Source organism: Blastomonas sp. CCH1-A6 (assembly GCF_001556365.1).
Classification (GTDB): domain Bacteria; phylum Pseudomonadota; class Alphaproteobacteria; order Sphingomonadales; family Sphingomonadaceae; genus Blastomonas; species Blastomonas ursincola.
Window position 1 is genome coordinate 81,380 of sequence record NZ_LSIS01000072.1, and the last position, 11,151, is coordinate 92,530.

Sequence of the window (11,151 nt, forward strand, 5' to 3'; positions counted from 1 at the left end):
CTACCCCTCCGTCAGTCCTTCGGACTGCCACCTCCCCGCCGCGGGGAGGATTGAAATTTGATCATTCTTCAGGAGACACCTTAATGAAACTCGATTCCTCCATTTCCGCCGTCGTCACCGGCGGCGCTTCGGGCCTGGGCGCCGCGACCGCGCGCGCTCTCGCCGCCAAGGGCGTCAAGGTCGCCATTTTCGACCTGCAGGAAGAAAAAGGCACCGCGCTCGCCAATGAGATCGGCGGCGTGTTCTGCGAAGTGAACGTGACCGACGATGCGAGCGTCGACGCCGGTTTCGCCAAGGCCCGCGCCGCGATCGGTCAGGAGCGTATCCTGGTGAACTGCGCCGGTACCGGCAACGCCATCAAGACCGCCAGCCGCTCGAAGGAAGACGGCAGCATCAAGCATTTCCCGCTCGATGCGTTCAACTGGATCGTGCAGATCAACCTGGTGGGCACCTTCCGCTGCATCGCCAAGTCGGCCGCCGGCATGATGACGCTCGATCCGCTGCCCGATGGCGATCGCGGCGCGATCGTCAATACCGCATCGGTCGCGGCCGAGGATGGCCAGATCGGCCAGGCGGCCTATTCGGCATCGAAGGGCGGTGTCGTCGGCATGACGCTTCCCATCGCGCGCGACCTTTCGAGCGAAGCGATCCGCGTCAACACCATCCTACCGGGCATTTTCAATACCCCGCTGCTCGCCGCCGCGCCGCAGCCGGTCAAGGATGCGCTGGGTGCATCGGTTCCGTTCCCCAAGCGTCTTGGTGACCCGGAGGAATATGCGCAGCTTGCGCTGACCATGATCGAATGCGGTTATTTCAACGGTGAAGATGTCCGTCTCGACGGCGGCATCCGCATGGCACCGCGCTGATCGATAAAGCCCCGCTCGCGTGTCGGGCGGGGCCTATTCCTTTCCGGGAGGCTGGCATGCACTATAGTACGATTCGCTACGATGTGGCCGATGGCATCGCCACGATCACACTCAGCCGCCCGGAAAAGATGAATGCCTTCACCAACCGGATGATGGCCGAGATGATCGATGCGTTTGACGCGATCGATGCCGACGATTCCGTCCGTGCGGTGATCGTGACCGGCGAGGGCAGGGCCTTTTGTGCAGGCGCAGACCTGACCCCCGATGGCGGGGGCGGGCCGTTTTCCAGCGACGATCCGGTTACCGATCTGTCCGACGAACGCGTTCGCGATGGTGGCGGGTTGCTGACGCTGCGGATCTTCCAGTGCAAGAAGCCGGTGATCGGTGCGATCAATGGCGCGGCCGTCGGCATCGGGGTGACGATGCAGTTGCCGATGGACATGCGGCTGGCCTCGACCAGCGCGCGCTTCGGCTTCGTCTTCGCCCGGCGCGGAATCGTGCCCGAGGCGGCTTCGTCCTGGTTCCTGCCGCGCCTGGTCGGGCAGCAACAGGCACTCGAATGGTGCATGACGGGGCGTGTGTTCGGCGCCGATGAAGCGCTCGCTGGGGGCCTTGTGCGTTCGGTGCATGCGCCCGAAGAGCTTATGCCCGCTGCAATCGCGCTCGCGCGCGAGATTATCGACAATACCGCGCCGGTTTCGGTCGCGCTGACCCGGGCGATGCTGTGGCGGATTCCGTCCGCGCCGCACCCGATGCATGCGCACCGTGTCGACAGCCGTGCCATCTACACGCGCTCGCGGTCGGGCGATGCAGCCGAGGGCATATCGAGTTTCCTCGAGAAGCGTGCTGCGGTCTATCCCGACCGGGTTGCATCGGACATGCCGGAATTCTATCCATGGTGGGATGAACCCGGATATGAATAACGCTGCGCCCGAGAGTGAACTCAATGCGCGCGACCAACTGATCGAAGCCGCCAGCCAGATCATGCGCGATGGCGATCAGGTCGATCTGTCGCTGAGCGAACTGTCGCTGCGATCCGGTCTGAACAGCGCGCTGGTCAAATATTATTTCGGAAACAAGCAGGGGCTGATGCTCGCGCTGCTGGAGCGCGATATGCGCAATATCGTCAACAGTCTCGATGCACTGCTCGCCAAAGACCTGCCACCGGACGAGAAGCTGCGCGTTCATATCCGCGCGGTTATCGGCACGTATTTCCGTTTCCCCTATCTCAACCGGCTGCTGATGCGGATGGTGCGCGACGCCGCGCCAGAGGTGTCGCGCAAGATCGCCGACGATTATCTCGTCCCGATTTCCAACGCCTATGAACGGCTGATCGAGGAAGGCGTGCAGAAGGGGCTTTTCCGCCCCATCGATGCAGGGCTGTTCTACTTCACCGTCACCGGAGCGGCCGATCGCTTCTTCTCTGCCCGGCTCGTGCTGCATCATTGCTTCGGTCAGTCGGAGATGACCGAGCAGATGCGCGACGACTATGCCGACCATACTCTGGATATCATCATGCCCGGCCTGTTGGTGAACCCAGGCAGCGCTTGACACCGGTTAACCGTAACGCCGGGACGAGCCGTTAGTTACATACGTTCGAATTACGGTAATAAACTTACAACTCTGAGCAATTTTCCTTAAAGCGGGGGAATGACCAATTCCGCCGCCCGATTCCCGAGTCACGCTGCCGACGCCACCGATTCTGCGCGGGGCGTTTCGCGCGCCGTTTCTGCAATCGATGAGCAGGCGTTCGTCGAGGCCAGCGAGAAGCTCGCCAGGGCCTTGGATCACGCCGCAGCCGGACGCACGCATTCGGACATTGCCGAGGCGCGGCTGCGCCTGCGCGAACTGGCGGTAAAGCTGCGCGATGCGGGCTATTGGCGCACCGACAAGCATGGCCTGCGCGCCACAGTATCGCTGCTGTGGCAGGCTGACCGCTATGTCAGCGAACTGGCGCTGAAACAGGACCAGGCGGGTGGGGGCTCAACACCCCGGACATGAATTCGAGTTCTTCAGGCCTGCCGGGTCGCAAACGGAAGCAGGTATGGAGTGGCGGGCCGGTAGCGGCTTTGAGGCAAGCACTGCGCCGGTCCGCCAACAATGTACCCGATTTGAATGTTACTGTTTAATGACAGTCATGATGCCAGAATGTAACCTGACAAAACCCGCGTGATACCTTATTTCGCTGCGGTCCATGTCTGCGCCTGGCAGAACATCGCGATGCACCCCTCCACGCTCAACGTTCCATTCTTTCCAGCCGTCACGATCGACCTGTAGGTCTTGCCGCTTTCGGGATCGTAGATCTTGCCGCGCCACTTCTTGCCGTCGGGAACGAACCCGCTGAGAATCGGCAGGCCGACCAGCTTGCGCTTGCGCAAGGCCGGATCGGGGTTGTTCACGTCGGTCGATACGCCGTTCTTGGGCTGCTCGATGAACCGCGTCAGACGTCCGCACATATTCTGTCCGCACGGGGCGATCGTGACCACGGCGCGCTTGCCCTTGGTGTACCATTGACCCTGGATGGATTCGGATGCCTGTGCAGGGACAGCCATGAGGGACAGAGATGTCCCCAAAATTGCGGCGATTGCCGACCAGCGCATATTGTTCTCCATCCAGCTTGTGATTAGCCTGTCCGCCAATCCCGCGACAGCCGGGACGCCAGCCAGGCACTTGGCGAGGCATAACGCGGGGAGAGACGGTGATGAAGCGGATTTTTGCGGGATTTGCATCGGTATTGGCCCTGACCGCGGCGGCGCCGATCCTGGCCAAAGACCTTGCTGTCGCACCTGGCCCTGGCGCGCAGGAACGGCTTCAGGAAGCGCTGATCCTGGCTCAACCCGGCGATGTCGTGATGCTGGGCGAAGGGCGGTTCGATCTCACCGACGGCCTTTCGCTCGATGTCGCCGGTGTCACCGTCAAGGGTGCAGGCCCCGACAAATCGGTGCTCAGCTTCAAGGGGCAACTGGCGGCGGGCGAGGGGCTGCTGGTCACATCGGACAATGTGGTGCTGCGCGATTTCGCGGTCGAGGACAGCCGTGGCGATGCGATCAAGTCCAAGGGCGCGGACAATATCGTCTATCACAATATCCGCGTCGAATGGACCGGCGGGCCGAAGGAGACCAACGGCGCCTATGGCATCTACCCGGTCGAATCCGAAAATGTGCTGATCGATTCGGTTCTGGTCATCGGTGCCTCGGATGCGGGCATTTATGTCGGCCAGTCGCGCAACATCATCGTGCGCGATTCGATCGCCCGGTTCAATGTCGCCGGGATCGAGATCGAGAACAGCTTCAACGCCGATGTCCATGACAATGTCGCAACCAATAATACCGGCGGGATCCTGGTGTTCGATCTTCCTAACCTGCCGCAACAGGGCGGGCATAACGTGCGCGTATTCGACAATGTCGTGGTCGAGAACGACACCCCCAATTTCGCGCCCAAAGGCAATATCGTCGCCAGCGTACCCGCCGGCACCGGCGTGATGGTGATGGCCAATCGCGATATCGAGATTTTCGACAACGTGTTCGACGGCAACGGATCGTCGAACATCATGATCATCGGCTATCGGCAGAAATTCGACGACGCCAAGTACCAGCCGATGGTCCGCAATGTCCGCATCAGCGACAATGCGCATGGCAAAACCGGATTTGCGCCGCAGTTTGCAGGCGGCGAGATGCTGGCAGCGGCCTTTGGCGGCAGCGTTCCGCCGATCATCTGGGATGGCGTTGGCGGGGCCGAAGCCAAGGTCTATTCGAGCGACGATGTGCCGGTGCTCAACCTGGGCATGACCAAGTCGGATCAACCCATCGAGACAGCGCAGCCAGCGCTCGCCAAGCTCGCGGGTGACGCTGCGCCGACGCTGCCGAAGATCGTCATGCCCGACGCCATGGAAGCGGCCATCCGGTGAAACGCTGGCAGGGCCTGGCCGGCGTCGTTGCTGCGGCGTTGCTGGTAAGCGCACTGCCGGCACCAGCGGTCATCAACGATTCCGCGATCACCGAAGCGGCGCTGCCGCGCAAACTGTCGGAGTTCGGATTCTTCGCAGGGCCCGGTGCGACCGATCCGGCCCCCGCGCTGGTGGCCTACAGCCTGCGTACCCCTCTCTTTTCCGATTATGCCGAGAAGCAGCGCTTCGTTTACGTGCCCCAGGGCGCGCGCGTGGCGGCCGATGCCGAGGGGCGGCTCACCTTCCCGGTGGGCAGCGCGCTGATCAAGACCTTCGGCTATGGCAGTGGCGCTGCCTTTCGACCGATCGAGACCCGCGTCCTGCTTCGCAGGGCAAACGGTTGGGAGGCCTTGCCCTATGTCTGGAACGCCGATCTGAGCGATGCCGATCTCAAGGTCGCGGGCACACGGCTCCCGGTGACCGTGACCCGTCCGGATGGCCAGCGCAGCGAGATCAGCTATGCGGTGCCGAACAAGAACCAGTGCAAGGAATGCCATTCGTCCGCTGGCGCCGTGGTGCCCATCGGCCCGATCGCGGCGAACATGGACATCGCACCGGCCAAGGCAGCTGCCTTTCGCAAGCGCATCGACTGGGCCGCAGCACCGATCGCCGCCAACGGACCGATCTGGAACGACGCTTCCACTGGCTCGCTCGATCAGCGCGCGCGCGCCTATCTGATGGTCAATTGCGCACATTGTCACAACCCCACAGGATCCGCGAGCAATTCGGGACTGTTCCTCAACTATGGCGCAGCGGCGGATCGCACTGCCACGGGCCTGTACAAGCGTCCGGTCGCTGCCGGGCGCGGCAGCGGCGGGCGTGAATTCGCCATTGCGCCGGGCCAGCCCGACCAGTCGATCATGATCCATCGCATGGGTTCGACCGAGCCCGGCGTCGCCATGCCCGAGGTCGGCCGATCGATGGTGCACGAAGAGGGCGTTGCGCTCATCCGCGAATGGATTTCGTCGCTGCGTTCGGAATAGCCTTTGCGCGTCGTTCCGGCTGGTCTAGCAGACGGTCGAACCGGCGTTACAGGGGCAGAAGGCAATGAGCGAATGGACCATCGGCGTGATCGGCGGATCGGGCCTTTATGCGATTGACGGGCTCGAGGATGCGCAGTCGATCCGCGTCGACAGCCCGTTTGGCGAGGCATCGGACGATATCGTCATCGGCACGCTGGGCGGCCACAGGTTCGTGTTCCTGCCGCGTCACGGCAAGGGGCATCGCCTGAGCCCGAGCGATGTCAACGCGCGCGCCAATATCGACGTGCTCAAGCGCGCAGGCTGCACCGACATCCTGGCAATTTCCGCCATCGGCTCGTTGCGCGAGGAGCTGCCGCCGGGCCAGTTCGTGCTGGTCGATCAGTTCATCGACCGCACCGTGCACCGGCCCAGCAGCTTTTTCGGGACCGGCATGGTCGCGCATGTCTCGATGGCAGAGCCCGTCTGCCCCCGGCTGTCGGCGCTGGCCGCCGATGCTGCGCGAGCGGCGGGTGCGCCAGTGCACCAGGGCGGGACCTATCTTGCGATGGAGGGCCCACAATTTTCGAGCCGGGCCGAGAGCCATATGTACCGCGCCTGGGGCTGCGACGTCATCGGCATGACCGCAATGCCCGAGGCCAAGCTCGCGCGCGAGGCCGAGCTTCCCTATGCGCTGGTCGGCATGGTGACCGACTATGACTGCTGGCGCGAAGGCGAGGATCATGTCGAGGTCGGCGCGATCATTGCCCAGATGAACGCCAACTCGGCGAGAGCGCGTCAGCTGGTGATCGAACTGGCGAAGATGCTGCCCGAAAGACGTGAGCCCAGCCCGATCGACACCTGTCTCGATTTTGCATTGATCACTGCACCAGAGGCGCGCGATCCGGCGCTTCTCGCGAGGCTCGATGCGGTGGCGGGACGCGCGCTCAGGCCGCGCTGACAGCAGGGATCAACGGGCCGGACGCACCGTGCGTCCCGGCGCCAGCGCCCAGCGGGTGATCGCCGCGATACCCGTCGTCCCGCCGCGAACCGCGATCCGCGCAGGCAGCGAGATCGAAAGCCCGTGCATGCTGCGCGCCCAGCGCGGCAGCAGGTCGACGCCGGCTTGCATCGTCATGTGATGGAACGGCGCAAGCTGCGGCGATGATGGCGGCTGATTGAGCAGCAGATCCGCAATCTCGCGCGTCCGCTCGTCGAAGCGCAGCCGGGGCCGCGCTTTCACTATCAGGCGCTGCGCCTCGCGATAGCTATAGGGCACAGGGTCCGCCCCCAGCAGCCGTCCGATCTGCGCCATTTCGGCAAGATAGCGATCGCGTTCGGCCAAGGTCATGTGCGGTTTGCGATAGCGGATATAGGCATCGAGAAAGCAGAGGCTTTCGGTCACATGCACCCAGGCCAGCGACTGCGGATCATTGGCCTCATAGGGCGTGCCATCGGGCAGGGTGCCGCGCACATGGTCATGAATGCGGCGGATGCGCGCGATCTCGCCCAGAGCTTGTGCGCGGTCGCCATAGGTGGTGCGCGCGAGGAAGGCGGCGGTGCGACGCAACCGCCCGCGCATGTCCTGTCGAAACACCGAATGGTCCCACACGCCCGCCAGCACCGCCGGATCGAGCATCTGCATCAGCAGCGAGGCGATACCGCCAATCATCATCGAGGTGACATCGCCATGCACCTGCCAGCTGACCGAGTGCGGGCCGAACAGGCCGGTATCCTCGCGCGAGATCTCGATCGTCTGTCCACCGGGTTCCGCAAAGATGCGGCGGATTTCGCTTCCGATGGAATCGCGCAAGCCTGGCATGCCGACAATATGGGGGATGCGACGGGTTTTGCCAATCATGACCGCCTATCGTCTCATGCTGTCATAGCCGTTGATTTTACACGACTTGCCGGACGGCGATCTCCTCGTGGTAACGCTTTGCTAATCGCGCTTCTTTATGCATTGGCCGATGTTTGGACAGAAGCAATCAGAACTGGCAACGGGAGACGCGCCAGCACCTGCTGTGCTGTCTGCAAGATCGCTGCTGGCGATCTGCGCGCTCTGGCCCGTGGTCATGGGTGTTCGCACCGTGGCGATGCTGCTGACGGCGGCGGCAACAGGATTTTCGGTCGCCAGCCTCAACCTGCCATTCGTGCTTGCAGCCGCCTTGTCGATCCTTATCGACTTGGCGATCTTTCTGCCCGGACGCAGCGATGCCATTCGCAAGATCCTCGGAGACAGCTTCCCGCCGATGCTGTCGGCGATCGTCTGCGTGTCGACGGTCTGCTTCTCGTTTGCCGTCGTCAGCCTTGTGGCGCACGGCCAGGAAGCCGGTGTCCTGATCGGCATGATGGCGCTGCTGGGCGCGCTGCTTCCGACCTTGGCGGTCATGGTGCCGCATCGCATGCTGATGTTCTTTGCATGCATGTCGACCGGGCTTGGCGTGCTGCTTGCCGCCTGGGATCTGCGCTTTGCGGTGGGGACGCTGGTCTTCTTGCCGGCGATGCTGCTGATCGCACTGATTCGCGGCAAGGACGATCGCGAAGAAGAGGCGGCGCTCGACCGACAGAAACTGAACAACGAACGCGCGCGCTGCCTGCTCTCCGATTACGAGAAATCCGGTCGTGGCTGGTTCTGGGAAACCGACCGGCAGGGCCGCATCGTCTATATCAGCGCCGAAGCCGTTACCGCGATCGAGGCGGACCCGGCGACGATCATCGGCCAGCCCTTGAGCTCGGTCATCTGTTCGCCGGGTGCCGATGGCGGCGGCAGCGAACGGACGTTCAATTTCCACTTCTCCGCCCGCACGGCGTTCAGCGATCTCGCCGTACGCGTCGCGCAGTCGGAAGAGGAGCGTGCCTGGTCGCTTTCCGGCGCGCCGTTCTACAACGAATTTGGTCAGTTTGTCGGCTTTCGCGGCCATGGCACCGACCTGACCGAGGTGAAGCGCTCGCACGAGGCGGTCACGCAGCTTGCGCGCTACGACAATCTCACCGGGCTCGCCAATCGCCTCTATATCAAGGAGCTGTTCGAAAAGGCGCTGTCCGGGCATCGCGGCGAGCCCAGCCCGTGCTCGCTGTTCCTGCTCGACCTCGACCGTTTCAAGCAAGTCAACGACACGCTCGGCCATCCGATCGGCGATGCGCTGCTCAAGCAGGTGTCCGAGCGGCTGAAGCGCACCATCGGTGACAGCGGCGAGGTCGGCCGTCTGGGCGGCGACGAGTTCCAGGTCGTGCTGCCCGGGATCATCAGCGAGGACCGGCTGGCCGATATCGCGCGATCGGTGATCATCAATCTCAGCCATCCCTATATGGTCGAGGGCAACCAGATCGTGATCGGGGCCTCGGTGGGTATTGCCATTGCCGATGGCCGCACCCATTCGGGTGCCGAGACGCTGATCCGCAACGCCGACCTCGCGCTCTATTCGGCCAAGGAAAACGGGCGCGGCATCTGGAAATTCTACAGCGAGGACATGCACAAGGTGGCGCATGAGCGGCGCGCGCTCGAAGGCGAACTGCGCGCTGCCCTCCAGGCCGGCGGCATGAGCATCGCCTATCAGCCCGTGGTCAATGTTGCGACCGAAACGATCAGCGGGTTCGAGGCGCTGGCCCGCTGGAACCACCCTGCGCGCGGACCGATCAGCCCCGGCGCGTTCGTGCCGATCGCCGAGGAATCGGGTCTGATCATGCAGCTCGGCGAATGGGTACTGCGCACCGCTTGTGCCGATGCAGCCACCTGGCCCCGCTCGGTGCGGATCGCGGTCAACGTATCGCCGATGCAGTTTGCCGATCCTGCCTTCCCCTCGATCGTGCTCAATGCGCTGGCGCAGAGCGGGCTCGAGCCCGAAAGGCTAGAGCTGGAAATTACCGAGAGCGTGTTCCTGGACGATAAGCTCGATGCGACGCGCATCTTCGAGCGGTTGAAAGGCATCGGCGTGCGCCTGGCGCTGGACGATTTCGGCACCGGCTATTCCGCGCTCGGCTATCTGCGCAGCGCGCCATTCGACAAGATCAAGATCGACCAGAGCTTCGTGCGCGGTGCCTCGCAATCGGGCAGCGCCAACAGCGCGATCATCCGCTCGATCGTCTCGCTCGCCGAGGCGCTCAACATGGAAACCACCGCAGAGGGTGCCGAAACGATCGACGAGCTCGAACTCATCCGCTCGCTGGGGTGCAGCCATGTGCAGGGCTATATCTACGGCAAACCGGTCGGGCTTGCCGAAGCCACGCAGCGGCTCGCCGGCGTCGAGAATCATGTCGAGCCGGTCGGTCACAAGCGCAGCCGCGAGACCCGCTACAAGGTGCTGCGCACGATCGGCATCTATCACGATGGCTATTGCTACCCCGCGCGGATCAAAAACATCTCGCCTGGTGGCGCGCTGATCGAGGGATTGTGGGACGTGCCGCCCGGTACCGAGTTCGAGATCGCGCTGGGTGCGAATTTGAAGGTGCGCGCAGTGGCGCGCTGGTCGGTCGAAGACCGCTGCGGCCTGCAGTTCACCGTGCCGATCAGCCTGGAACGTTTCCGCCAGTCCAGCCCGCCGCAGATCGCGACCGGCTATCCCGAGCAGATGCGCGCATGAGGCGGTGACAGGCCGCTGGGCTGACGTTAAGAACGTTCGTCCAACGCCTGGCTGGAGTCTGCTTCATGATCCGTTCGCTTGTTTCCGTTTCCGTGCTTTCGCTGGCGCTCGCCGCCTGTAGCGCTGGTTCCGACAAGGCCGAAGCTCCGTTGCCCGAAGGCGCATGGCAGCTGGCAGCGGATCAGTCGAATGTCGGCTTCGTCTCGGTCAAGGCTGGCAATGTCGGCGAGGCGCACAGCTTCAAGAAGCTCTCGGGCTCGGTCGAACCCGATGGCACGGTGGCCGTCGCCATTGACCTGGCCAGTGTCGACACCGGCATCGACATCCGCAACCAGCGGATGCGCGACATGCTCTTCGAGGTGGCGAATTTCCCCGATGCCAAGCTCACCGCCAAGATCGATCCCAGCGCCATCAAGACCCTGAAGCCCGGCGAGCGCAAGACCATGGCCGTTCCGGTGACGCTCGACCTGCACGGCACCACCAACAGCATCGAAGCGCCGCTGACCGTGACACGACTGGCGGGTGAATCGGTGCTGGTCGAAACCGCCAAGCCTCTGATCATCGATGCATCGGCTGTGGGGCTCGAGGCTGGGGTCGGCAAGCTGCAGGAAGTCGCCAAGCTTCCCGCGATCAGCACCGCGGTGCCGGTCACGGCTTCGCTGGTGTTCAAGCCTAAGGGGTGAAGCCGGCACGGGCTCTGCCAACAGCCGCTTGCGCCCAAGCATAATCTGTCATAGCCTCTGCCAAAAGGTGGTTGGGACCATCATGGCGGGGAGGATGCATGGCCGGGAAAAGGT

11 protein-coding genes are annotated in these 11,151 nt (G+C 63.4%); 9 read left to right on the forward strand and 2 right to left on the reverse strand.

All coding sequences use genetic code 11. From position 1 onward, the window contains the following. Positions 1–83 precede the first annotated feature (83 nt). The 4 genes from AX735_RS03130 to AX735_RS03145 all read left to right on the forward strand — a co-directional run bounded on the left by AX735_RS03130 (position 84) and on the right by AX735_RS03145 (position 2,867). Positions 84–866: an SDR family NAD(P)-dependent oxidoreductase gene (locus tag AX735_RS03130; protein WP_060979657.1), complete on the forward strand. Its 783-nt coding sequence runs from the start codon at positions 84–86 to the stop codon at positions 864–866. A 56-nt stretch (positions 867–922) separates the two neighbouring features. Then, positions 923–1,789: a crotonase/enoyl-CoA hydratase family protein gene (locus AX735_RS03135; protein ID WP_066275380.1), complete on the forward strand. Its 867-nt coding sequence runs from the start codon at positions 923–925 to the stop codon at positions 1,787–1,789. Continuing rightward, positions 1,782–2,417 carry a TetR family transcriptional regulator gene (locus tag AX735_RS03140; protein ID WP_060979655.1) on the forward strand — a complete coding sequence of 212 codons (636 nt, stop codon included), beginning with the start codon at positions 1,782–1,784 and terminating at the stop codon, positions 2,415–2,417. The genes AX735_RS03135 and AX735_RS03140 overlap by 8 nt, the downstream gene beginning before the upstream one ends. Before the next feature lie 99 nt (positions 2,418–2,516). Next, on the forward strand, positions 2,517–2,867 hold the full coding sequence (locus AX735_RS03145) for a hypothetical protein (RefSeq protein WP_066275385.1): 351 nt from the start codon (positions 2,517–2,519) through the stop codon (positions 2,865–2,867). A 176-nt stretch (positions 2,868–3,043) separates the two neighbouring features. Here AX735_RS03145 and AX735_RS03150 read toward each other — a convergent pair whose 3' ends face one another. After that, complete coding sequence (locus AX735_RS03150; RefSeq protein ID WP_231749998.1) at positions 3,044–3,418, reverse strand: DUF2147 domain-containing protein; 375 nt, start codon at positions 3,416–3,418, stop codon at positions 3,044–3,046. A 149-nt stretch (positions 3,419–3,567) separates the two neighbouring features. Here AX735_RS03150 and AX735_RS03155 point away from each other — a divergent pair, with 149 nt between their 5' ends. From AX735_RS03155 to AX735_RS03165, 3 genes are all read left to right on the forward strand, one after another. After that, positions 3,568–4,773, forward strand: coding sequence for a parallel beta-helix domain-containing protein (locus tag AX735_RS03155; protein ID WP_066275388.1), 1,206 nt, complete (start codon positions 3,568–3,570; stop codon positions 4,771–4,773). Then, a complete protein-coding gene (locus tag AX735_RS03160; RefSeq protein WP_066275394.1) occupies positions 4,770–5,795 on the forward strand; it encodes an SO2930 family diheme c-type cytochrome in 1,026 nt (341 codons plus the stop codon). The genes AX735_RS03155 and AX735_RS03160 overlap by 4 nt, the downstream gene beginning before the upstream one ends. 64 nt (positions 5,796–5,859) lie before the next feature. Continuing rightward, the gene (locus AX735_RS03165; protein WP_066275397.1) at positions 5,860–6,732 is read left to right on the forward strand and encodes an S-methyl-5'-thioadenosine phosphorylase; all 873 of its coding nucleotides are present in this window, start codon (positions 5,860–5,862) and stop codon (positions 6,730–6,732) included. Between the two features lie 9 nt (positions 6,733–6,741). Here the strand turns inward: AX735_RS03165 and AX735_RS03170 are convergent, their stop codons facing one another. Then, positions 6,742–7,593 carry an oxygenase MpaB family protein gene (locus AX735_RS03170; protein WP_066275445.1) on the reverse strand — a complete coding sequence of 284 codons (852 nt, stop codon included), beginning with the start codon at positions 7,591–7,593 and terminating at the stop codon, positions 6,742–6,744. A 148-nt stretch (positions 7,594–7,741) separates the two neighbouring features. Between AX735_RS03170 and AX735_RS03175 the strand changes: the two genes are divergently transcribed. Beyond that, positions 7,742–10,354 carry an EAL domain-containing protein gene (locus tag AX735_RS03175; RefSeq protein WP_231749999.1) on the forward strand — a complete coding sequence of 871 codons (2,613 nt, stop codon included), beginning with the start codon at positions 7,742–7,744 and terminating at the stop codon, positions 10,352–10,354. Positions 10,355–10,419: 65 nt separating this feature from the next. Then, the gene (locus AX735_RS03180; protein WP_066275406.1) at positions 10,420–11,037 is read left to right on the forward strand and encodes a YceI family protein; all 618 of its coding nucleotides are present in this window, start codon (positions 10,420–10,422) and stop codon (positions 11,035–11,037) included. Positions 11,038–11,151: the final 114 nt, after the last annotated feature.